The organism is Oceanispirochaeta sp. (assembly GCF_027859075.1).
Lineage (GTDB): Bacteria > Spirochaetota > Spirochaetia > DSM-2461 > DSM-2461 > Oceanispirochaeta.
On record NZ_JAQIBL010000187.1, the window covers coordinates 1 to 21783 of the forward strand.

Sequence of the window (21783 nt, forward strand, 5' to 3'; positions counted from 1 at the left end):
CAGACATAAGTGCCAGACCGGTGGCTGTGGATATCCCTGCCGCTAACGCCGCCCCCCAGGCACATACAATGAAACCGATCTGACTGATGGAGTGATAGGCTAATAGGCGTTTCGTGTCAGACTGTGAGAGGGCAATCACAACTCCCACCAGGGCTGTAACGGCACCGGTATACCCCATCAGTCTGCCGGCTTCTGCGCCTCCGGGCATGATTATCAGTATCCGCGAGAGGGCAAAGAGGGGGGTTTTAATCAGGACTCCCGATAGTACGGCCGAAATGGCATGGGGTGCCAGTGCATGGGCATCCGGAAGCCATCCATACAGAGGCATAACGGCGACTCTCATTGCAACGGCTGCAACAATGAGGGAGAGAGACATTGTCGCCGAAATTCCGCCTTCCCGGGGTAAGCGGGCTAATCCATCTGCAATACCCTGGTAGGAAAGTGATCCTGTCAGTCTGTACAGACCGAACAGGCCGATGAGAAAAAACATCATGGCTGTTGCACTGACCATTAGATAGGAAAAAGATGCCAGAAACGCTCCCGGTTTTTCAGAACTGGAAACAAGCACATAGGATACAATACCCATCACTTCCAGGCAGACAAAAAGATTGATCAAATCAACTGTCATGGAAGTGGCAGCCAGTGCCGCGGTTTGAATCAGGAAGAGAGCGCTGAATTCAGGTCCTTTAGGACCTGCACCCGAAGAATAAATCCACGCTCCTGCGGCTACTGAATAACCCAGAACATTCACCAGCCAGGCTAGCCCGTCAAAGCGGTATACGATCCCGATGCCCGAATTCCAGTTGCCAATAACCAGTTCTATGCTTTGGCCGGAGAGAACCATGGGAAAAAGAGAAAACAGCACCAGCAGGGGTAGGCCCAGACCAATGAATACGGCGGAGTATTCTACACTTCGGGCCAGCTTGTTTTTTAAAAAAGCCCTGGTGCAGAAACACAGAGCCCCACCCAGTAAAGGCAGGAAGATCGGTGCAAAAACCATATCAGCTGGATTCATCGTTCACCTTTTTCCGAATGAGATCCATATCAAATGAGTGGGCATATCTATACAGTCTGAAAGCCAGAGCCAGAGCCAGAGCGGAGATGCAGACACCGATCACAATGGCCGTCAGCATCAGGGCCTGTGGTACAGGATCGACCATATTCTTCAAGCCCTCTTTCAGTATGGGGGCGTTGTCTCCGATTCTTGAACCTTCCACTATGAAAAGAATGACTACAGAACTGTTCATGATCGTCAGGGCGAATATTTTCTTGATAATATTCCTTTTACTGACAATGCCTCCAAATCCTATCAGAAAAAGAATCAACAGGAGTACTCTTTCAATCATGTTGCCTCCCTTCCCAGCATGGCAACGCACATGTATCCGATGCCGGCACCCACCTTCAGACCAATTATGGAATTCAAAATAATAATGTACCCTACCTTGAACTCTTCAGAGGAAGAGAGAGGATTCCCGAAAAAGCCGGCACCCCCGGGAATCCCGATCAGAGAGGCAATGATCAGCATCAAAAATCCTGACGCTTCTATTCTGGCGAGAACGGGAGCTTCCTGAAGACGTATGGAAGAATCATTTTTACTGCCCAATGCCAGGAAAACAATCCCTGACGCGATAACAACTCCCCCCTGGAAGCCTCCTCCCGGTGAAAGGTGTCCGTAGAGCATGACATACAGGCCGAAAATCAGAACAATGGGTCCCATTTTTCCTGTAACGACATCCAGCAGTTCTGTTCTTTTTATTTGTAGTAGGGATTTCTTTGAGCTTTGACTCTCCTCTTCTCTTCCATATCCCCTGGCAAGGGATATTCCGGAATGAGAGATGATTCCAATTGTCCCGCTGACGGCAACCAGCAGTACAATGGTTTCTCCTAATGTATCGAAAGCCCTGTAACCCAGATAGATCGCGCTGACCAGGTTTCGGGCTCCTGTCTCAATAAATCCATTTTGCTCCAGGTAGTTTCGTGCTGTGTCCGGCCAGGAACCTGAAGAAAGGAAGATTGGCAGGACAATTGCGAGAACTCCCGCCAGGGACAAAAAAGTCATAAAATTCCGGTACAGAATTTTTCTTCCGGCTTTCATGTACGATCCTCTCTGTCAGTTACACGGATAGCCCAGACGAATATGACAGTGGAAACACCAGCTCCAACAGCCGCTTCTGTAATGGCGACGTCGGGAGCATACAGGAGGTAGAATAAGATAGCCGAGAGCAGGCTGAAGGCAGAAAGGGCAATGGCTCCGTAAAGCAGATCTTTGGTCCCCAATGTATAAAGTGAAAGACCTATTAATATTACCAGAATAAGAATGGTCATGCAGGATCTATCCGATCTACATCGGGGTTCTTTTTTTCTGTTTTTGGTTTCCAGATGGAAGTTCCTGAATTCCAGGCAAAACGGGCCACAATATGGGTTCCCGTTGGTGAGGAGAGAAGAAAGAAAAAGGCGACAATGATGATCCGTGCCGCCATAGCCCAGTTGGGCGCCAGGGCCAGAGCTCCGATAAAAATAGAGAATACCGCAGTTGTCCCGCAGAGAGAACCAGCCTGCAAGCGGGAGTAAGGATCTGGAAATCGGAAGAGTCCGACAATACCGGCAGTACCGAAAATGATGGCCGAGGAAAATGAAATGAACGCAATCACAATCAGAATAATCTCTATCATTTTTCCTCTTCTCCGGGAATCTTGTTCTTCAGGAAATGGGCAATGGCCAGAAATCCCAGAAATCCGAATATATCGTATACCAGGGCTACATCCAGATAGAGAGCCCGCCCCAGTTGAACTCCGTGGAGAACCATGAAAGCCAGAACCACACCGGAAAGAACATTCAACCCGGCTAATTTATCTGCTGCATTTTTACCTGTGACCAGGCGTATGACACACATGAAGGCACAGGCAAGGAGAAACCACTGCATGAATTCGAGCATCAACATTCTCATCTCCACACCCTCCTGATGTATTTTTCAAAATCGCCTTTTATTGTTTCTCCGGCCAGCTTGGAATGATTTGTATTGCAGAAAAACCAGTGAACCGTCAGATGGTCATCATTCAGGTCTAGGGTAATCGTTCCCGGTGTGAAGGTTATGGAGTTTGCCAGAACCATTCTGGCCAGATCTGAATGAAGACGCGTCCGGAAATGGACAATCCTGGGATTCGGATTTCCTCTGATAATAGTAACCAGCATTTTTATACTGGAAGAATAGAGTTGATATATCAGGAAAATAAAAAAAAGAATCAGATGGAAAGGCTGTGGAATGAATGCACCACGGGAGGCATCATGGGAGGGGATAAAGACTCTATACGTAAGAAGAGAGATTCCCAATGAGCCCGCAAGTCCCGATATAAGTGAATAGGGTTCCAGGCTGAATGTAAAAATGAGCCAGATGATAAATAGGGTTAAAAAGGTAATGAAAAACCGTGTAATTCCCCAGAGGGTTTCAATACGCAATTTAATCCTCCCGTTTTTTTACCAGATCAAGGAACCCGGAAACGGAAGCAATTTTTTCCAGGGAATTTCTAAACTCATTATCGTGGAGAATCCTCGACATTTTAGAAAGAAGTTTCAGATGATGACCCGCCTGGTTCTTAGGTCCGGCGATAAGAAAAACAAGCTGTGCCGGGTTTCCGTCAGGACTATTGAAATCGACCCCTTTTTCAAGTAGGGCCGCCGCCATCACTGTTTCTTCAAGAGCTTCGCTCTGGGCATGGGGGATGGCGCAGCCGTAGTCCAACCCTGTTGAAGAGAGTCTTTCCCGTTCCATGACATCCTTGAACAGCTGCTCTTTGTCGATGGTTCTTCCCGCTTTTTCAAGACTGTCAATCATCAATTTGATTAAGTCTGCTTTTTCTTCTGCTTTCGGGTGAAGGAGCACACACTCCGGGTAAAGTAATGAATAGATGGAAACCATAGAATTATATCTCCTCCTCTTCCGGAACAAGACCGGAGGCCCAATCAATGGGAAGGGTGAACATGATGCCCGTTCCCGGCTTATCTAGCCCGCCTACTATTTCATCAACGAGTTTTTTGAGATCTTCAATTGTATCCTGTTCCCGAATCACTGACAGAATCGTTTTGTTATAGGGTCTGTTCCCCTTCATGAAATCTTTAAAGCCTGCAAAAAGAGGGACCTCGTAGGCCAGAAAACGGCCCATCCCTTCTGAATCGAGGATGGTGGCTCCAGCAACACCCGCTTCAATATAAGCGCTGAGAACCTGTTCAAGATACTCTTCATCGTTCAGTACGAATACCAGCAGTTTCATCTTGTTCTCCGCTTGTTGATTCTATCAGATTCCAGAACTGCACTTTATCTCATCAGGAATTTAAATTTATTATGAAGTATTACTAATCTCAAGTCAAATATCATGCTCTGTCCCCCCATTAATCAGTATAAGATGATCTTACTGTTTATAACCCCTCAATTATTCCTTTTTGAATTCCTTTGTTTCCTTCTATGCTTGCTCCCCGTCAATTATTTACTACTCTCGGATACTTAACTGACTATCAATATCTGGTGGCTAGGTCCAGATACCTCTTTTTTACTATGCAGAGAAATTGGGTTTAAATACGGATGAGTTTCAGAATCGATTCAGTTTTTTATTTAAAAGGCCTTCGTACACTGGATCTTTCATTTAATGAAATTGAAGATGTGAGGGTATTAAATGAGCTGCCTAAGTTGGAATATGTTAACCTCATCGTGAACAGACATCTCTCACGAAGAGACATCATACTCCTGGAGGAACGATATCCTGTACTCTCAGAATTATGATCTACTAATCAGACAGTTCCTGTAAAAAAGCATTCAGGATTTCTTTTCTGGTAAAAGCCATTTCCATTCCGGCAGCGACAATCCCTTTCATTACTTTTCGAGGCAATAACAGGAGAAATTCCCTATTTGTAATGCTCTTCTCAAACATTTTTTTGGCAAGGATCAGGTTTTCACTCAAGCCATCCGTTCCTATCTGCCGGTAAATGAACAAAGACAAGGGTGAGTTTTGCAGGTCAAAACTGGATGCGCTGGCCCGTCCGAAGGTCAGAAGATTAAATAAATCCTGATCAATAGTCACGGAAGGATTCTCTTTCACTTCTGGAAGGAGGTCGGAGATTTGACCGTTGCAGGAATCGATCTTCATATCTCCCATAAACAACTCCATAGGAGCATCGCCCCCACTGATATCTGCCAGAGAAGTAAGAACTGCCGATGCAAGAAGTTTGATACCCAAATATTTTCTAGCCATTGTAATGTTTCTCTCAGCCAGGACTGTCATCCTCTGAAGTTCTTCATCTGGAGGAGTTCCTTTATAGGAACTAAAAACGGTTAAAGGGTCCAGAAAGTATAGAAAGGCTTCCATCTTTTTCAAGGCCAGGCAGTAATTATTTATTGTATAACTCCCCTTCATTCTTAAGGAAGGATTGGTTTCGGGAAGTAATTTCCATGTAATATCCAGAAAAAGAGCGACATCTTCTTCACAAAAATTCCAGACATCTCGATTGGCAACGGTGACTGCTGATTTTACGGCATACTCAATTTCGGATTTTGTCAATTTCAGGCTGAATTGATTGCAGGTATTTATTAGATTTCTTTCCAAAAGCATGGAAGGAGTGTTTCCTTTCTCATCGATTTTCCGGAAGGGTATGGTTTGTTCAATACAGGCGGTCGTAATAAGGAGATCCTTATCAGCTACCAATCCTTCAAGAAGCAGATTCATAACCAGGGCGCTTAAAAACTCATTCATCCCATTAAAGGGAGACAACAATTGTCCGACCTTAAAACCGAAAACACAGAGACAACCCCAGAACGCCCTGTCGTTAACATTGACATTTTCAATAAGAGAAATATTACTGTTTTTAATAACGATGTAAGGGGCTATCAATTTATCGATATCAGGGGAAAATCCCTGGTCGACCTGAAAATAAACAATATCATGAAACAATGCTGCCAGTGTAATATAGGGATCTTCAGGGCTGGCCAGGTCAAAAATATGTTCGGGGGTATGAAAACTCCTTTCCTGAGCACTCATGGCTCTGTTGATCATTACCCCGATCCTTTCCAATTCTGACAAAGGAATATCCACATTTAAGTCTTCTACGACCTTCTGCAGCAGTCTGATGGTTCTATGAACCGTGCTTTCACCCACATTCTGCCTCCTTATGATAGATTGCCTGATTGCAATAAATATAGGCAACACTCTCAGGGTTCTGAATGGCGAAAACGACTGTTACAGCTCCAATCAATAGTCCAATAATAAATTTGATCAATCTAAATCCTCTCTTTGATATATATTTGAAGTTTAACCGGGTTTAAGCCAGTATCCCCTCTTCCAGAATGTTTTCTCTGGCATCACGCACCATCCGGTAGGCTTCTGCGGCAACACGCATGTCCGCCGCCGAAGGATCCCCGGGGGCGTCAGCAGCCCGTAGGACTGCCTGGGCCTTGTTGAGGGTCGCGCGGGGATTTCCTGGAACAGGACTCATATCCACCTTAATGCCGCCTCCGACAGCGTAGACCGCACCGTCCGGACCCCGATGTGTCGTCAGCTGGACACCGGAAGCAGCAGCCCCTCCCAGGCTCATCAGGTGGGCTTTTTCGTGGGCTCTGACCTCACGATCTCTGACTGCGGCTTCATCAGAGGATTTCAGCAGGTAGTCTGTACCGGAGATCGGTATGCCCTCTGCGCCCTTTGTACTTCCCGGGACTGGCTTTTCTTCAGACTTCGGGGTGTGACGCATGATCAGAACCTGCTCGGTTCTGGTCTCTTTTGACCCTGGAAGAGGATGTCGTCCGGGGATCACCGGACCCATACCGTAATCATTAGCGATGCGCATATCTACATTGTAATATTAGAATCAGTCAGATTCAACTTCAGTTGGCATTCAGTGAATTGCCGATAACAGGAGTTTGCGGGGTGGGAATCGGAATCCTGGTGGGCAAATAGAAATCTGAAAAGGAGCCGGTCTATTGGGCCTGCTCTTTCCAGATCAGTCTCTTCCCGGTGACCGGATCCGTTTCCTTTATCGGGACTGAGGCCGCCCGCTCTGCTGCAGCCGCATATTCAGCCTCCTCTCCCCGCAATAAATCGACCGTAGATCCCGCAACATAGGCGCCAACACAGTAAAAATCTCGGGACTGGCGGATATTAAAATGGCCCGTCCCGGCGGGAAGCAGTACAGCATCCCCGGCCTGGACCATCAGCTTCGGGCCGGAGGGACCACCGAGCTGCAGTTGGGCCTCTCCGGCATAGAACCCGAGCACCTCATGGGCGGTTGAGTGGAAATGATGGAATGAGTAGACTCCGTTGCGCCATTGCTGGGGCCAGTTGTTGCTGGCAAAAAGTTCCTCGAATAGTTCTGCTGATACTTCGTTTTTGCCGAAGACTCCCTTATAGAGCAGCACGGGACAGGCGCTGTTCGGAAAGGGGGGATGGGCGGGAATACTAATTTCTTCTACCTGCATGGAGATAGTATACTCCTGGTTTTACTTCCGTAAAAGAGGTTCCCGATTATCCTTTTTCTATCGGGAGCGACAGTTCCAGGTGATTATATGGCGGTGAAAGACCTAATAGATTTTATTTTCATTCTGAAGAGACAATCGTTATTTTCTCCAAAGTAAAAACTGCCGCATCCCATAGAATAATGCCAGACCAACCCCGGAATCAGTTGAGAAATAAATATATCAGTAAGTTTGTAAAGGATATGAAGAAATAGAAGGTTGTTTATTGATATCCCAAAATAGATACAATAGTGATGATTATTGTGTTATAAACCACTATCTAGGAGAAGAAATGGACAGGCAAACCCTGGTAAGGCAATTTTGTACTCCTCCACCACAGGAGGAGATCCCATTTGATCGAAAAGCCTTCGCTCATGCACAGGTTCAGGAAATTGTTTTTGAAGATAGAGTATTAAGAGCTTATTCATTGGGAACCGGCAGGGATGTACTGTTAGTTCATGGATGGGGTTCCCGGGCAAGCCATATGGCATTGCTGGCACGGTTTCTGGAAAGTAAGGGGTTTCATGTTCTGGTATTTGATGCTCCAGCCCATGGAGATTCTAAAAAATCAGACAGGACAGATGTGTCCAGTATGTTTGAATTCGGCAGAGCGATTGCCTGTGTTGCAGAAACACTGAATGATCTATTTGCAGTGATAGGACACTCCCTGGGAGCCCTTGCCGCCGGGTTTGTAGCAGCTGGAACAGGACAGTTCTCACAGTATCAAATTTCTACAAAGAACCTTGTTCTCATAAGTGCCCCTGAGAATCTATCAACAGTTCTGAAGAATTATTGTAAAAATAGAAATGAGATGACCACCCTTGATGATCTGACTAAGGGTTTAGAAGACGCATTTAATTTCAAAGTTGATGATTACCATTTATCATCAGCTGTAAGCCAGATAAATGATCCCATACTGATCGCTCACGATAAGCTGGATGAAGAAATTCCTGTTTCTGATGCCCATTCTCTGAAGGAATCTAATGTAAATGCTGACCTGAAATTGACGAATGGTTTGGGTCATAACAAGATATTGGCAAGCCGGGGAATGTTTCAATCGATCTTTGATTTTTTATCATAGGACAAAGCAATGGGTTACGCGACTCTAAGATGAAATTCCTATTCTCCAGCCTTTCTGCCTCGAGGTTTCAATATCATGGAGAACACTATTCCATATTTCCTACCCAGTTGAATCCCTCTCGATAATACTGCAGCTCATGAGCATATCGTGTTTTTCAGGTATGTATTTCTTTTCAATCATATCCAGCATTATGTTTGCTGCCGAACGTCCGATTTCAAAAAGCGGCAGGTTCACAGTGGTAAGTTTCGGACGGCAGACATCGGCAATTTCTCTATTGTCAAAGCCAACAAGATCAAGTTCTTTACCTATTTCAATCCTGTTTTGATTGCAGTAATCTATAACTCCAATGGCAATTAAATCGTTATGTGCAAAGATAGCAGTAGCACCAGCTTCAATCAATCTTTGAGTATTCTGGTAGCCATGCTCTCTCTCCCATTCTCCGAAAGATGTTAGATTTGGATTATAGGGAATATTTGATTCGTAAAGAGCTTCCTGAAACCCCAGCAGCCGGTTGTTTGTATGCAAAGAGTTTATATCTCCCGCAAGGACTCCAATGTTCCTGTGTCCTTTGGAAATCAGGAATTCAGCAACTTTTTTTGCTGCCTCCCGGTCATTATAATTCACTGATGGGATATCTTGTTCTTCACTGAAACAGTACATGCATACAAAGCGAATATCGTCCTGTGGTTTCAAGTATGCTACGGCGTGGCTATGACAGCCAACATACAGGATTCCGTCAACCTGTTTGGAAAGCATATCATCAAGGACTGACTGAACAAGCTGTTCTTTCTCCTTTGCATAAATGGGGTTATGGCCGAATCTTTTATTGAAACGGAGATTTCCAAGGATGTAGTGGTAATCCCGTTCATCACAGCTGACACCGATTCCATCAACGATCTTTGGTGTATTGAATACGGTGAGGTCTTCAGTAATGATTCCAAGAGTCCGGCTGTTTCCAGTCTTCAAATGCCTGGCGTTCAGGTTGGGTCTGTAATTCAGTTCTTTTGCAACTGCCTGAACTTTTTTCTGTGTCTTTGTGCTAACCCCTGACTGTCCGTTTAATACTTTAGATACAGTTGCTATTGATACGCCGACTTTTTCCGATATCTCTTTAATTGTTGCCAATAGACTTCCTCAATTGAATCACAGGATTGTTTTGATTTTTTAAACCTAACTTTATTAAACGTTTACTTATTTTAAACTCACCATCTGAGGGTTTCAACTGAAAAAGAAGAAAAACCTGCAATATTTAATAAAAAAAGACATTTACAAAAATAAAAACCGGGTGTAATGTAAATTAAATATTAAACGTTTAATATAAATGTTGGTCATACCGCCTTGTGTTGCAATTAGTATGAAACGTTTAACAATCTAGGAGAGTCTTTATGCAGAAGGGATATTTTCATTCATTGCCATTGAGCACAATAACAATTCACGATCCCTTATTCAGTCACTATGTTCAGATCATTTCTGATTCAGCTATACCCTACCAGTGGGAAATCCTTAACGACCGGATAGAGGGTGTGGAACGATCTCACTGTCTGGAAAATTTCAGAATTGCCGCCGGAGAAAAGAACGGAAACCACTATGGCACTGTCTTTTTGGACTCTGATGCCTACAAATGGCTTGAAGCAGTTGCCTACTGTATTGAAAGTGGAAATGGTGATCACCTCATTGAAAACGCTGACAAATTGATCGATATAATTGCAAATGCTCAGCAGCAGGATGGTTACCTGAATACCTATTTTACAATAAAGTATCCCGACAAACGCTGGACTAACCTTCTGGAAGGTCACGAATTATACTGTGCCGGCCACTTGATCGAAGCGGCAGTTGCTTATTATACGGCAACCGGTAAAAAGATTTTATTAGATACGGCATGCCGCTTTGCAGATTTAATCAGTCAGACCTTCGGCCCGGAAGAGGGCCAGCATCCCGGCTACCCGGGACATCAGGAAATAGAACTGGCTTTGGTCAAACTTTACAGGATAACTCAGAAGTCTTCTTATCTTGATACAGCAAAGCATTTTATATCTCAAAGAGGTCATGAAGATAATTATTTTTATGAAGAGATAGAGAGGCGTGAAGGGAAGGGGATATTTCCGGAATTTTCAAATTATAATCTCAAGTATTCCCAGACACATATGCCTCCTGTACAGCAGGATTGTATCGAAGGGCATGCCGTTCGTGCCATGTACATGTGTTCTGCCATGGCTGATCTGGCTCAGGAGTGCGGGGATGCGGATTTAGCAAATGCTGCTGGCAGACTGTGGAGCAGCACAACAGAAAAGCGTATGTATATCACTGGTGGCGTGGGATCATCAGGTTTTTTAGAGCGTTTCACTGTTGATTATGACCTGCCTAGTGACACAACCTATTGTGAGACCTGTGCTTCTGTCGGCCTGATGATGTTCGGACAGCGTATGGCATCTCTTACTGGAAACGCCTCCTATTATGATATTGTGGAAAAGGCCCTTTTCAATACGGTTCTGGCTGGAATCAGTGCCGATGGGCGACAGTACTTTTATGTAAATCCCCTTGAAGTCTGGCCGGAAAACTGCCTTGCCTCAACATCGATGGGTCATGTAAAACCAGTCAGACAGGATTGGTACAGTGTCGCCTGCTGTCCTACGAATATTGCCCGGACTCTGGCCTCTCTTGGACAATACATATATGCAAGCGATGGTCATGCTCTGTTTATTAACCAGTTTATATCTTCCAGTATTACTCTGCAGGAAAATGACAATTCTGTTCGGATGGATGCTGATCTGTTTAAAAAAGGCAGTGTCACAATCACAGCTGATTCCGCCGTCAGAATCCATGTCCGGATACCCCGGTATTTCAAGAACGTGGCATATCAAATCAATGGCAGGGATGTATTTCCGGAAACTGTAAATGGATACGCCTGTCTGGAACTTCCAGAAGGCGGGGCAGTCGTGATCGGTGCCAGTGTTGAACCGGTCTGGATCTCATCAAACGATGAAGTCCGGGCCAACTCAGGAAAAGCCGCATTAACATACGGCCCTCTTATCTACTGCCTGGAAGAAACAGATAACAGGAAAAATCTGGCATCCTTCTACATCAATCCTGAATATCCTGTTCGCAGAGCAGAAGAAATGATCCAATTGCCCGGAGAACTGCCGTTTCTTGAGTATGAGGGAGTCAGAATTGAAAACGGAGTGTCCCAATTGTACGGATCTCCGGATTACAGAATCATACCGGAAAAAATCAGGGCCGTGCCCTACAGCTTGTGGTGCAACAGAACTCCTGGTGAAATGATTGTGTGGCAGAAGGTTCGAATTTAAATAGGGGATATACAGCCAATAGGGTTGTAGTATTATACATTTTATGAGTGGAGGAAATCATGAAAAAGAGAGTATTAGCTGTTCTGCTGCTAATGAGCGTCGTTCTGATCAACGGTCTGTTTGCTGCTGGAAAACAGGATGCCGGTGGGAGTACAGATGGAAAAGTGAATGTCATTTATTCCTTCTGGGGAACCCCGGATGAAGGTAAGGCAGTACAGTCTGTTGCTGACAAATTCAATGGAGAACAGGACCGTATTGAAGTTGAGGTTATGTCGATAAACCACGATTCATATGTCACGAAACTCAACACGATGGCTGTTGCCAAACAGCTTCCTGACTGCGGTATCATGAGTGAAGCCGGTGTTCTTCAGTTTGCTGAAAGCGGATTGCTGGCCGATGTTTCAGGAATGTATGGACCAAATGATTCAAAACCTCTGGATAGTCTTACATTCAAGTATGACAACAAACCCATTGCCTATTCTGCAGCCAATGAAATCCTGCTGATGTACTACAACAAAGACATGTTCGACAAAGCCGGGGTTGCCTATCCACCAAGTGCTGCGGAGAAAGCCTGGACATGGGATGAATTTGTCGAGACAGCGAAACTTCTAACATTTGATTCAAAAGGCAACAATGCCAAGTCTGCAAACTTTGATGCAAACAGTATCGTTCAGTATGGAATTATGGTCGAAAACCTCACCTGGCAGTTGGAAACCTGGTGCTTGAGCAACGGTGGAGGCTTCTTCAACAGTGATGGTTCAGACATTGCAATCAGCAAACCTGCTTCCATTGAAGCTATTCAGAAAATCGCAGATCTATACCTCGTTGATAAGGTTGCCCCCCTGTCTGTAGGTCTGACTGATGATGGTGTTCAGAGATCACTTATCGCGGGTACCTGTGCTATGACAACCAACGGTCAATGGAATATCGGAACCTGTCTGGCTTCTGCCAGGGACGAGGGGCTGAACTATGGTGTAGCTGTTCTTCCATATATGAAAGAGAAAGTGACAATTTGTACCGGTGGACCCAATGTTGTTTTCAGTCAGAGCAAACACCAGGCTGAGGCTATGGAATGGGTGAAGTGGTATGCTAAGGAAGAAAACAGCTGGAATCTCATAGAACTGGGTATCTGGATGCCGGTACTGGAAGAATGGTACACCGATGAAGCGAAGACTCACAAATGGGTTGATAATCCGAATTTCCCTCCCTATGATGAGTACAAATCTGCAGTCGTTGATTATGCTTTGAATTATTCAAGATCCGCAGCCTGGTACTATGTAAACAATACTGTTGATTTCAATACTTTGTTGGGGTCTCTGCTGGGTGATGTCTGGGTAGGTAATAAAACAGCCAAAGAGGTCATCTCTGAAAAGGCGGATGCACTGCGCAGCGCCTATCAGTATGGCGGTTAAGGCTTCTGATTTCATACTTTTTTGAATACAGGGGAACGGTTGGACTTCCATCGTTTCCCTGTACTATCATGTCAACTCAGGAAGAACTGTATGCTACAAATTAAAAAAAGTAATAGATCAAGTCGCCTGCAGATGAGAAAGCAGGAATCCAGAACAGCCTATCTCTGCTTACTGCCGGCCATTATAGGTCTGGTTTTTATCACATATCTGCCCCTCTTAAGCGCTTTTATTCTTGGTTTTTTTAAATGGGGTAAGGGAGCAATTGTTCCGGTATTCATAGGCCTTGATAATTATAAACGGCTTTTTACTTCTGATCCTTATTTTCTGGATTCCATTAGAGTCACGGTCTATTTTTCTATCCTGGCAGTGATCGGTTGTCTTATTTTCTCCCTCTTTATTGCTATTCTTTTGAACAGAAAAGTTCCCGCCCGAGGATTTTTCAGGGCTGTTTTCTATCTTCCCTATATCCTGCCTTCCATTGCAGTATATATAGGATGGTCCTGGCTTTATGAATCGAATTTCGGTCTTTTCAACTATATCCTCACTCTCCTGGGGGTTAGTAAAATCCAGTTTTTAGCCGATTCAAAATATGTCATTCCCTCCCTGGCCCTTATTGCGGTATGGCTGTCAGGCAATCTCATTGTTATTTTTTTAGCGGGACTTCAGAATGTTCCCCGGGTCTATTATGAAGCTTCGGAAATAGACGGTGCAAACGGATTTCAGAGGTTTCTTCATGTGACATTGCCCTCGATGACACCCATCATATTCTACAATCTTTTGATGTCTCTTATAATCAATATGCAGATTGTCGTACCTGCCCTTGCCCTGACAAATGGTGGTCCGGGAACGTCTTCAACTTTTATCACCTATCTAATGTACCGCTATGCCTTTATCAGCAATCAACTAGGTTATGCCTGTTCCATCTCCTTTATCTTTTTCATCATCATCGCCGTGTTCACACTTATACTGTTTGCAACCAGCAAAAGCTGGATTTACTACGAAGGAGACGAATAAGAATGGCTGTAAAATCAAGGGGGAGCCATGGCCGTCAGGAATGGAGAATGAATTCTTCAGCATTTGTAATTTTAGTCATTCTGACTGCTGTCGTCATGTTGCCCATATGGTGGATGTTCCGCTCAAGTTTGATGACCAACACCGAATTATATGCTTTTCCACCGGCCTTCTTTCCGAAGAACTGGTTATTTAAAAATTATGTCAAAACATTGGAGTACTTCCCATTCTGGAAATATCTGCGTAATACAGTGATGATTATCTTTCCCTCTTTACTGGGAGGAACTGTAACAGCAACAATGGCGGGTTATGCCTTTGCCCGGTTGCGTTTCCGTGGAAAAGACTTTTTGTTCTCACTCTGTGTGGGGTCAATGCTGCTGCCGCTGATGGTCACCCTGGTTCCTCTTTATACAATGTGGACCAGAGGATTCCATCTCGTTGACAGCTATCTGCCCTTGATCATCCCCCATTTCTGCGGGGGGGGAGCTTTTAATATTTTCCTGATTCGCCAGTTCATCAGAAGTATTCCGAGAGAATTGGACGAAGCGGCAACAATAGATGGAGCCAGTTATTTTAGAATCCTGGTCAGTATTATAATGCCGGCCATTAAATCGGCTATGATTGTTGTGTCTCTTCTCCTGTTTATTTTCCTCTGGAATGATCTGCTGCATCAAATGATCTATATCAATTCCCAGGATAAATTTACTATAGCCGTCGGCCTTTCTCAGTTCAAGGGGTCATTGGGTTCTGACTGGTCAATGATCATGAGTGCAACCTGCATTTCCTTTGTTCCCGGAATCCTCTTCTACCTTGTCGGTCAGAGGTATTTCGTTGAAGGTATTGTCATGACTGGTTTGAAAAATTAGAGGTATAAGGATGAAGGACAGAATCATTGTTCATAAAGAGTACAGGATTTACAGCCGGCTCTTCCGTTCCTTATATTGATGCAGCAGCCGTATACAATGAAGAGGATGGATGTCTCTCCTGCTTTATTGTAAACAGAGACATTGAATCCCAGCGGGAACTGGAAATGGTTCTGGAACATTTCAATCCCCTTGCCATTGATCAGAAGTTCATTATGCAACATAGGGATTCAAAGGCCGGAAACAGCGCTGAACTTCCCGAAGAAGTGATTCCGGCTGTTTCAAAAGTGTTTTCTCTCCAGGGCAATGTGCTTCATGGCGGACTCCTTTTCAGAAAAAAACAGGGTACCAGCCCTTCCTATCTGCTGAAAGGCCCACCGTATACCTCAGCGGAGACACTCTATAAACATATTCAAAAAAGAAATTATTAAAGAGAATAAAGCCTGATTTCATCATCGCCAATGGCGATGGTGCCAGAATGAAGCTTCTTGGAAAGATCACAATGATCATCTTTTCTATACAATATTGGTTTATCTTTGAATAGATTTCATACACAATGAAATATTGTTAAAAGGTTAAATCAAGCTATGGAGTTATGCAATGACAAAATTCGATGCTTTTTTTGCTTCGGTTTACTGGAATCGCTATGCCGGAATTGATTTTACCCAGAAATCACTCGGAGATCCTGCCATTCAGATAGAACATCAAAGGCGCCGTCAGCTTCACTGCATAGAGAAATGGGAAATTTTGGGCATACCAATATGTTTGGCCGATAAGCAGAATGCAGGAACTATACCAGCTGTGGTTTCTGGCTATGGTGTAGCCACAATCTCCATGATATTCGGGTGTAAGGGTATATTCACCGAAGGGCTTGATCCCTATGCGGAATCCCTCAATCTCACTGATAAGGCCATAATGGCTTTAACGCCTCAAACTGACTATAGCCGCAATCCCGTTATGCAGGACCTTGAATCTCAGGCAGCCTGGCTGGTGAAGACCCATGGTAAGGCATGCATTAACATCAATATGCAGAGTGTACCGAATATCGCCTTCAAACTGCGTGGGGATCAACTGATGTTTGATTTTTATGACAATCCTGAGATTGTCCATAAGCTGCTTGATTATGTACAGCAGTCATGGATCAATATCCGGTCCTATATCAGCCGGATCAATGAAAAAAACCATTGTCCCGATGACGGTGGGATGATCTCCCTTGATAACTGCACAGTGGCTCTGATCTCTCCAGATATTTATCGTACTTATTTTCTTCCCTATGATATCAAAACCGCAGCCCGGTACAGCAGTATTTACGGAGTGCATCATTGCGGAGCCAATATGCATTTATTTTCAGATTACTATGGACAGCTGGGAGAGGGTATATGGTTTGACATTGGCTATGGTTCGGATGTGAAGTCCTGCATGAGCAGCCTGAAAACCGGAGAGAAAATGCCCTTCTGGAGTGTTCGATACGGTCCGGCAAAACTGAGAAGTGCAGATCCTGAAGAGATCCGAAGGGAACGGGATGTTCTGGCAGCCTGCGGAGTCGATACCGTGCTTTGCGTCGGTGTTGATCCAGACACCCCGGATGAAAACCTGCAAGCTCTATTAATTCCCTGATGATTATATGATAAACTTGATCTCTCCATAGGGAATAGAACAAGTTGCTGTACTCAGGATTGAGGTATCAGTAAAGTCTTGTTGAGATTAAGGGAATAATGAAATGAAAGAAAATTTAGAATCTATCAAGCCTGATAGACCCCATATAATAACTTCTGAGATTGATGCCATAAGCTTCTACCGTAAAATGGATACACCGGCAACTGTCGTCGAGATGCTTGCCGGCAGGTATGTTCTGATTGAAGAATTCTATAGTAACGGTCTGCAGGTCTTATCAGAACTGAAACGGAACCTCCAGCTCAGATACCGGGATCAGAGTTTTCAGGGACAGCGCGACTACCGGTCCGCCTTTCGGGAAGCCTCGCATCGACTCCTGCTGAAAGTGAAAGACAATGAGCTCGTCGTGCGCAAATGTCCCAATATTGGCTGGCTGAAAATATTATACCCTGATGTCGCTGATTTTTTTATATCCTTTCCAGAAGTTCAGGGGCTGAATAGCTCATGGCAGTGGTACCAGAAGGGGGTTGAAATTAATGTCCTGAAATTATCTCTTCACCCCTTTTATGGCACATATTTTCCGACACGATTTGATCATCTGCTTCTCTTTGATAAATGGTTGAAGGCATACAAAGGACCCAGAAACCGGGCCATTGATATCGGTGTCGGTAGTGGTGTGTTAACATTTCAATTAATCCACAGCGGCTTTCTGAATATTTTTGCTTCTGATACAAATAAAAATGCCATCATCGGGGTCTCTCAGGAAAGTCTCCGCCTGGGAATGAATAAAAAAATCAATCTCAGCCTGGGGGATCTATTCACCGATTGTGATTTTATGGCGGATCTGATTGTCTTTAATCCTCCCTGGTTAATAGCGAAACATAAACTGGAAGAGGGTATTGATAAAGCCATATATTATGAGAAAGAACTGTTTCCTCGTTTCTTTGAACAAGCCAAAAAACATCTGGCTCCAGAGGGGAAACTGGTCCTGCTCTTTTCAAATCTGGCTCAGGTCATAGGAGAAAATAACCTTCATCCAATTAGTGAAGAACTGGAAAGGCATGACCGTTTTTCAAAAGAACTACAGCTTCAAAGGAATGTAAAACAAGCATCAACAAAAACAAAGCGGACAGACTCCCGGAGCAATGAGAAGGTTGAATTATGGATTTTGACGCATAAAGGGAAATAACATTGAGTAATGGTATAAATGATATAGTGAGAAAAATTATTGAATTCAGAGATGAGAGAAATTGGTCTCAATTTCATAGTGTGAAGGATCTTCTCATCGGCTTAAATATTGAGCTTGGTGAACTCCAAGAGCTCTTTTTATGGAAGAGTGACTCTGAAGTAGAAAATGTTGATAAGGAACGTATTGAAAATGAAGTTGCAGATATTGCCATTTTTCTGATCTATATCTGCAGGCACTTTGACATTGATCTACTCAATGCTATTACAGAGAAAATAGAGATCAATTCAAAAAAGTATCCAGTTGAGAAAAGTCGTAATAGTCATAAAAAATATAATGAATTGTAATGTTTCATGAGAACTCTGTTATGAGTCATTCTTATATTGGTATGCCCCTTAAATGAAAAAAATATCTGTCAATAAGAAAACTCTTTATGTTGTTGAATCCCATAATCAGGTTCTGGAAGCCTGGGAATCCTGTACAAGGCAGAATGTTTTTTCCCTGGATTTCCATACCGACAGCAGAGAAGCCTTTCAGAATTACTCCTATTGGAAAGCAGATAGCGAAATAAAATCTGGTTTATACAGGGACCATGAAAAAAGAAAAAAAGAGATAATTGATCAGAAAATCAATCAGTATCTTGAAAAAGAGATCACCATAAAGCAGATCAATGATAATTTGAAAAATGACGAACATCTGGATTTTTCTGTCCGTGTTGATATGATTGATACGGTTTTTATTTTATCCAAAAACAGCAATGCATCAAGTTCCAATCCCAATGTCTATATCATCGACGGCCGGAATAATTACAGGAATCAAAGAATCCTGGAGTACTCGCCTCCCTGTATTCCTGGTTGCGAAAAATCCATTCATGATGAAAAATGCCGATATATGAGAGCCGATTCCTCCCTTGAAGATTTTGTTCTTGATACAGCCATCGCCCGGGCCAAAAATTTCAAGAGTTCCTTTTTCGAGAACTACATTCTGGATATTGACTGCGATTTTTTTAATACTGAAAAGAGTCTCTATCCTGAGAACTTTGAGACTTTCAAAAAACTGATCAGAGAGTCCGATTTTATTACGATTGCCCTGGAGCCTGAATGTGTTAAAATTTGCCTCCTCGAGGGCTGTCGGCTGAACAGCGAAATCATTTTATCCAGATTGATCACTATCATTGAAGAGTCTCAAATATAAAATTGTTAGCCCGGGAAACTGAACAGCCTATAACAAGGATTCTGTTGTTCTCATTACCTGAATATTAAAATCAGCCGTGATCTTGTCTCCGATTGTAAAGAGACTGTTCCCGTTGCTCTTTAGTTTGGCTTCCCATGCAAAAGGGGTCATTTCAATCAGGTTTTGATATGTTTCACCATGATCAAAGCACAGGTCAAAATGTAATTTTTTCTCTGAAATTAGTGTAAACCCCATCAGTTCTTTAGGGGGATCATGTTGTCTTGCTTCCCTGTAAATCTTCTCTTTGAGCTCATAGAGGTGATTCGGTCCAGGCAATACCCGGATAAAACAGCCCTGCTTTTTTAAAATCCGAAGAATTTCCAAAGCCTTGACTGGTGAAAATATAGAATAGACGGCAACACAGCTATTGTCAGATAGAGGAATATTTGCACTGCTTGCAACAGCAAAATCAGATTTAATTTTAATGTCCTTTTTAGCTCCGGCGGCAGCCAGTTTTACACCCTTTTTAGCAATATCTATCCCTTTATATTGAAAAGAAGAACCCAGGGAATTGGAAAGCACTCTCAAGTAGTGTCCTTCACCGCAACCACAATCGAGGATTGTTCCTTTACTGATCCCATTCTCACTCAAGTAGAATTTGAATAATTGGACTATTTCATCTTGAAGTGGTTTAAAGTAGTTCCCTTCAAGAAACGACGATCTGGCCATAAGCATTTTATCGTTATCACCAGGGTTTTTACTTGATTTTTGATTGGCCAGGAGCAGGTTGGAATAACCCTGTTTTGCTATATCAAAAGTATGATTGTTCTCGCATTTATAATAGGATGAGAATTCCTGCAGCGGTAATCTACATTTCGGACAGGCCCAGTTCAAATGATCTCCTAACAAAGTACAGTGCTCTTGCACCCGGTACGGTCCTATCATAAATATTTTATTCGGTATCATCAAGGATGGATCATTCTCTTCCTTATTTGAATGATATACTTCGTCATATGGAGACATCTGATGTAGACACTCGCTCTTATAATAGAATCAGACAATCTCAAGGACTGGTGACTCCTCCATAACCTCGATTTAGTGAAGGGTAACACCATCTTCTTACTCATCGTCTGAATATCCTGAAGTATTTTGAGGCGATTTTGAAATCGGTTTCTTTGCGCAGACGGGTGCAGTTTTTTGTGATAATTCATAAAACAAGAATTGACAACTCCTAATTTCTGCTATATTCTAAAGGTGCGGACACGTGCACGCACCTTTTTGATAAATCGATATAAAGGAGAATTTTTATGAAAAGATCAAAACAAAGTTTTATTTCCCTACTCTTGTTCATAGTCCTGGTGGGCATTTTAGCCGGTTGCAGCAAAAAGCAGGAGGTATCAGAATCTCAGACGGCTGAACCCATAGTCCTCTCATTCTGGAATGGTTTTACTGGACCTGATGGAGAGATCCTGAAAGAGATCGTGGACAGGTTTAATAAGCAGGAGAACGGGAACATTCAAATCGTCATGGATATCATGGGATGGGATGTACTCTCCCAGAAACTACCTCCTTCTATTGCCACGAAAACAGCGCCGGATATGGCCCTGCTCATTGGTGATTGGATTTCCCAGTACATTGCCACAGGCTCTGTTCAGAAAATGGATGATTTTTGGGATATCACGGGGCTGGAATCATCGGCATACCTGCAGAATGTACTTGATCTGGGCATATATAATGATAGTTACTACTCCATACCGATGCAGTTTAACTTGATCTATCTTTTCTGGAATAAACAACTTTTCAACGAAGCTGGTCTCGATAGTAATATGGCTCCCGCCACGATGGAAGAACTGGCAGATTATGCACGCCGTTTGACAGATTCCTCCAAGGGGCAATTCGGTCTTGGTCTACCCATAAAGGGAGCTCCTCAGTACTGGACTTCATTCTTCTGGAACAACGGTGGTGAACTTTTTGACCTAGAAGCAGAAAAATCGGCTTTATACTCCCCTCAAAACATTAAGACCCTCTCATGGATGCAGGATCTTGCCGTGAAGGATAAAGTGACACCTCTGGGCGCCACAGGGGGGGAGATGGAAAACCTGTTTATGAGTGGTAAATTGGCCATGTATATCAATGGACCCTGGATGATCAATGGCATAAAGAGCAATAACATTGACTTTGGAGTCTCTGTAGCACCGAAGGGAAGCTCTCGTCATGAGGTGATCGGAGGGAACATTGGATTTATTATTCCCTCAAGTACCTCAGAAGAAAAGAAGATGGCTTGTTATGAGTTTATGAAATACTGGTTATCCGATGAAGTCCTCAAGGAATGGAGCCTTAAAAATGGTTTTCCTGTATGGTCTAAAGCAGTTCTCAAGGATGAAGCGATTCAGGCGGATCCTATACTGGGAACAATCTCACCCTTAAGTTCACTGGGCCGAGCCTACAATCCTACGGCGTTTGAAGGAATCAGTGCTTTGGATGCAGATGCTTTGTGGCCGATGATGGAATCTGTTCTTTCCGGGGACGTTGATCCAGAATCTGCCTTAAAGAAGGCGTCTGAGAAAATTGACTCCATATTTGCTGAATACTGAGAAAGAAATGGAACCTGAGAGAGTTCTGAAATCTCTCAGGTATATTTTA

General features: G+C 43.6%; 26 protein-coding genes. 12 read left to right on the forward strand and 14 right to left on the reverse strand.

Features of this window, described 5'->3' with window-relative positions:
- The 9 genes from PF479_RS10145 to PF479_RS10185 all read right to left on the reverse strand — a co-directional run.
- Positions 1–1015, reverse strand: a 1015-nt coding sequence (locus PF479_RS10145; protein ID WP_298005808.1) for a proton-conducting transporter membrane subunit, incomplete at its 3' end; no start/stop codon positions are given.
- Positions 1002–1346: a sodium:proton antiporter gene (locus PF479_RS10150; protein ID WP_298005811.1), complete on the reverse strand. Its 345-nt coding sequence runs from the start codon at positions 1344–1346 to the stop codon at positions 1002–1004. The genes PF479_RS10145 and PF479_RS10150, both read right to left, overlap by 14 nt.
- The gene (locus PF479_RS10155; RefSeq protein WP_298005813.1) at positions 1343–2095 is read right to left on the reverse strand and encodes an MnhB domain-containing protein; all 753 of its coding nucleotides are present in this window, start codon (positions 2093–2095) and stop codon (positions 1343–1345) included. Before PF479_RS10155 ends, PF479_RS10150 begins: the two co-directional genes overlap by 4 nt.
- A complete protein-coding gene (locus tag PF479_RS10160; protein ID WP_298005816.1) occupies positions 2092–2325 on the reverse strand; it encodes a hydrogenase subunit MbhD domain-containing protein in 234 nt (77 codons plus the stop codon). The genes PF479_RS10155 and PF479_RS10160 overlap by 4 nt, the downstream gene beginning before the upstream one ends.
- The gene (mnhG, locus tag PF479_RS10165) at positions 2322–2672 is read right to left on the reverse strand and encodes a monovalent cation/H(+) antiporter subunit G (RefSeq protein ID WP_298005819.1); all 351 of its coding nucleotides are present in this window, start codon (positions 2670–2672) and stop codon (positions 2322–2324) included. The genes PF479_RS10160 and mnhG overlap by 4 nt, the downstream gene beginning before the upstream one ends.
- Positions 2669–2947 (reverse strand): monovalent cation/H+ antiporter complex subunit F, encoded by a 279-nt coding sequence (locus tag PF479_RS10170; protein WP_298005821.1) that lies wholly within the window; start codon positions 2945–2947, stop codon positions 2669–2671. The genes mnhG and PF479_RS10170 overlap by 4 nt, the downstream gene beginning before the upstream one ends.
- Positions 2944–3456 carry a Na+/H+ antiporter subunit E gene (locus PF479_RS10175; RefSeq protein ID WP_298005824.1) on the reverse strand — a complete coding sequence of 171 codons (513 nt, stop codon included), beginning with the start codon at positions 3454–3456 and terminating at the stop codon, positions 2944–2946. The genes PF479_RS10170 and PF479_RS10175 overlap by 4 nt, the downstream gene beginning before the upstream one ends.
- A 1-nt stretch (position 3457) precedes the next feature.
- Complete coding sequence (locus PF479_RS10180) at positions 3458–3916, reverse strand: PTS sugar transporter subunit IIA (RefSeq protein ID WP_298005827.1); 459 nt, start codon at positions 3914–3916, stop codon at positions 3458–3460.
- Positions 3917–3920: 4 nt separating this feature from the next.
- On the reverse strand, positions 3921–4268 hold the full coding sequence (locus tag PF479_RS10185; RefSeq protein WP_298005829.1) for a hypothetical protein: 348 nt from the start codon (positions 4266–4268) through the stop codon (positions 3921–3923).
- 308 nt (positions 4269–4576) lie between these two features.
- Between PF479_RS10185 and PF479_RS20780 the strand changes: the two genes are divergently transcribed.
- Complete coding sequence (locus PF479_RS20780) at positions 4577–4774, forward strand: leucine-rich repeat domain-containing protein (protein WP_367277225.1); 198 nt, start codon at positions 4577–4579, stop codon at positions 4772–4774.
- 4 nt (positions 4775–4778) lie between these two features.
- On the opposite strand, the gene PF479_RS10190 is transcribed toward PF479_RS20780, so the two are convergent.
- The 3 genes from PF479_RS10190 to PF479_RS10200 all read right to left on the reverse strand — a co-directional run bounded on the left by PF479_RS10190 (position 4779) and on the right by PF479_RS10200 (position 7459).
- Positions 4779–6143, reverse strand: coding sequence for a hypothetical protein (locus PF479_RS10190; RefSeq protein ID WP_298005832.1), 1365 nt, complete (start codon positions 6141–6143; stop codon positions 4779–4781).
- A 163-nt stretch (positions 6144–6306) separates the two neighbouring features.
- The gene (locus PF479_RS10195) at positions 6307–6831 is read right to left on the reverse strand and encodes a putative metalloprotease CJM1_0395 family protein (protein ID WP_298005835.1); all 525 of its coding nucleotides are present in this window, start codon (positions 6829–6831) and stop codon (positions 6307–6309) included.
- Positions 6832–6961: 130 nt separating this feature from the next.
- Positions 6962–7459 (reverse strand): hypothetical protein, encoded by a 498-nt coding sequence (locus tag PF479_RS10200; RefSeq protein ID WP_298005838.1) that lies wholly within the window; start codon positions 7457–7459, stop codon positions 6962–6964.
- Between the two features lie 328 nt (positions 7460–7787).
- On the opposite strand from PF479_RS10200, the gene PF479_RS10205 reads away from it, so the two are divergent.
- Positions 7788–8576: an alpha/beta fold hydrolase gene (locus PF479_RS10205; protein WP_298005841.1), complete on the forward strand. Its 789-nt coding sequence runs from the start codon at positions 7788–7790 to the stop codon at positions 8574–8576.
- 99 nt (positions 8577–8675) lie between these two features.
- On the opposite strand, the gene PF479_RS10210 is transcribed toward PF479_RS10205, so the two are convergent.
- A complete protein-coding gene (locus tag PF479_RS10210) occupies positions 8676–9701 on the reverse strand; it encodes a LacI family DNA-binding transcriptional regulator (protein WP_298005843.1) in 1026 nt (341 codons plus the stop codon).
- A gap of 260 nt (positions 9702–9961) precedes the next feature.
- Here PF479_RS10210 and PF479_RS10215 point away from each other — a divergent pair, with 260 nt between their 5' ends.
- The 9 genes from PF479_RS10215 to PF479_RS10255 all read left to right on the forward strand — a co-directional run bounded on the left by PF479_RS10215 (position 9962) and on the right by PF479_RS10255 (position 19161).
- A complete protein-coding gene (locus PF479_RS10215) occupies positions 9962–11881 on the forward strand; it encodes a beta-L-arabinofuranosidase domain-containing protein (RefSeq protein ID WP_298005846.1) in 1920 nt (639 codons plus the stop codon).
- A 59-nt stretch (positions 11882–11940) separates the two neighbouring features.
- Entirely contained in the window at positions 11941–13293 is a 1353-nt protein-coding gene (locus tag PF479_RS10220; protein ID WP_298005849.1) for a sugar ABC transporter substrate-binding protein, read from the forward strand.
- Between the two features lie 90 nt (positions 13294–13383).
- Positions 13384–14307: a carbohydrate ABC transporter permease gene (locus PF479_RS10225; protein ID WP_298005851.1), complete on the forward strand. Its 924-nt coding sequence runs from the start codon at positions 13384–13386 to the stop codon at positions 14305–14307.
- Positions 14308–14309: 2 nt separating this feature from the next.
- On the forward strand, positions 14310–15170 hold the full coding sequence (locus PF479_RS10230; RefSeq protein WP_298005854.1) for a carbohydrate ABC transporter permease: 861 nt from the start codon (positions 14310–14312) through the stop codon (positions 15168–15170).
- Between the two features lie 26 nt (positions 15171–15196).
- Complete coding sequence (locus PF479_RS10235) at positions 15197–15598, forward strand: hypothetical protein (RefSeq protein ID WP_298005856.1); 402 nt, start codon at positions 15197–15199, stop codon at positions 15596–15598.
- Between the two features lie 169 nt (positions 15599–15767).
- The gene (locus PF479_RS10240; protein ID WP_298005859.1) at positions 15768–16784 is read left to right on the forward strand and encodes a uroporphyrinogen decarboxylase family protein; all 1017 of its coding nucleotides are present in this window, start codon (positions 15768–15770) and stop codon (positions 16782–16784) included.
- A 103-nt stretch (positions 16785–16887) separates the two neighbouring features.
- Positions 16888–17970, forward strand: coding sequence for a methyltransferase (locus PF479_RS10245; protein WP_298005862.1), 1083 nt, complete (start codon positions 16888–16890; stop codon positions 17968–17970).
- Between the two features lie 2 nt (positions 17971–17972).
- Positions 17973–18314 (forward strand): nucleotide pyrophosphohydrolase, encoded by a 342-nt coding sequence (locus tag PF479_RS10250; RefSeq protein WP_298005865.1) that lies wholly within the window; start codon positions 17973–17975, stop codon positions 18312–18314.
- 52 nt (positions 18315–18366) lie between these two features.
- Positions 18367–19161, forward strand: a complete 795-nt coding sequence (locus PF479_RS10255) for a hypothetical protein (protein ID WP_298005868.1) — start codon at positions 18367–18369, stop codon at positions 19159–19161.
- 27 nt (positions 19162–19188) lie between these two features.
- Here PF479_RS10255 and PF479_RS10260 read toward each other — a convergent pair whose 3' ends face one another.
- The gene (locus PF479_RS10260; protein WP_298005870.1) at positions 19189–20034 is read right to left on the reverse strand and encodes a putative RNA methyltransferase; all 846 of its coding nucleotides are present in this window, start codon (positions 20032–20034) and stop codon (positions 19189–19191) included.
- Between the two features lie 413 nt (positions 20035–20447).
- On the opposite strand from PF479_RS10260, the gene PF479_RS10265 reads away from it, so the two are divergent.
- Positions 20448–21734, forward strand: coding sequence for an ABC transporter substrate-binding protein (locus PF479_RS10265; protein ID WP_298005872.1), 1287 nt, complete (start codon positions 20448–20450; stop codon positions 21732–21734).
- Positions 21735–21783: the final 49 nt, after the last annotated feature.

What these genes read in the sequence shown, in the direction of transcription:
- PF479_RS10150 (WP_298005811.1), bottom strand. Translation starts at nt 1,346, where the DNA reads ATGATTGAAAGAGTACTCCTGTTGATTCTTTTTCTGATAGGATTTGGA.
- PF479_RS10155 (WP_298005813.1), bottom strand. Translation starts at nt 2,095, where the DNA reads ATGAAAGCCGGAAGAAAAATTCTGTACCGGAATTTTATGACTTTTTTG.
- PF479_RS10160 (WP_298005816.1), bottom strand. Translation starts at nt 2,325, where the DNA reads ATGACCATTCTTATTCTGGTAATATTAATAGGTCTTTCACTTTATACA.
- mnhG (WP_298005819.1), bottom strand. Translation starts at nt 2,672, where the DNA reads ATGATAGAGATTATTCTGATTGTGATTGCGTTCATTTCATTTTCCTCG.
- PF479_RS10170 (WP_298005821.1), bottom strand. Translation starts at nt 2,947, where the DNA reads ATGAGAATGTTGATGCTCGAATTCATGCAGTGGTTTCTCCTTGCCTGT.
- PF479_RS10180 (WP_298005827.1), bottom strand. Translation starts at nt 3,916, where the DNA reads ATGGTTTCCATCTATTCATTACTTTACCCGGAGTGTGTGCTCCTTCAC.
- PF479_RS10185 (WP_298005829.1), bottom strand. Translation starts at nt 4,268, where the DNA reads ATGAAACTGCTGGTATTCGTACTGAACGATGAAGAGTATCTTGAACAG.
- PF479_RS20780 (WP_367277225.1), top strand. Translation starts at nt 4,577, where the DNA reads ATGAGTTTCAGAATCGATTCAGTTTTTTATTTAAAAGGCCTTCGTACA.
- PF479_RS10195 (WP_298005835.1), bottom strand. Translation starts at nt 6,831, where the DNA reads ATGCGCATCGCTAATGATTACGGTATGGGTCCGGTGATCCCCGGACGA.
- PF479_RS10200 (WP_298005838.1), bottom strand. Translation starts at nt 7,459, where the DNA reads ATGCAGGTAGAAGAAATTAGTATTCCCGCCCATCCCCCCTTTCCGAAC.
- PF479_RS10205 (WP_298005841.1), top strand. Translation starts at nt 7,788, where the DNA reads ATGGACAGGCAAACCCTGGTAAGGCAATTTTGTACTCCTCCACCACAG.
- PF479_RS10215 (WP_298005846.1), top strand. Translation starts at nt 9,962, where the DNA reads ATGCAGAAGGGATATTTTCATTCATTGCCATTGAGCACAATAACAATT.
- PF479_RS10220 (WP_298005849.1), top strand. Translation starts at nt 11,941, where the DNA reads ATGAAAAAGAGAGTATTAGCTGTTCTGCTGCTAATGAGCGTCGTTCTG.
- PF479_RS10225 (WP_298005851.1), top strand. Translation starts at nt 13,384, where the DNA reads ATGCTACAAATTAAAAAAAGTAATAGATCAAGTCGCCTGCAGATGAGA.
- PF479_RS10230 (WP_298005854.1), top strand. Translation starts at nt 14,310, where the DNA reads ATGGCTGTAAAATCAAGGGGGAGCCATGGCCGTCAGGAATGGAGAATG.
- PF479_RS10240 (WP_298005859.1), top strand. Translation starts at nt 15,768, where the DNA reads ATGACAAAATTCGATGCTTTTTTTGCTTCGGTTTACTGGAATCGCTAT.
- PF479_RS10245 (WP_298005862.1), top strand. Translation starts at nt 16,888, where the DNA reads ATGAAAGAAAATTTAGAATCTATCAAGCCTGATAGACCCCATATAATA.
- PF479_RS10255 (WP_298005868.1), top strand. Translation starts at nt 18,367, where the DNA reads ATGAAAAAAATATCTGTCAATAAGAAAACTCTTTATGTTGTTGAATCC.
- PF479_RS10265 (WP_298005872.1), top strand. Translation starts at nt 20,448, where the DNA reads ATGAAAAGATCAAAACAAAGTTTTATTTCCCTACTCTTGTTCATAGTC.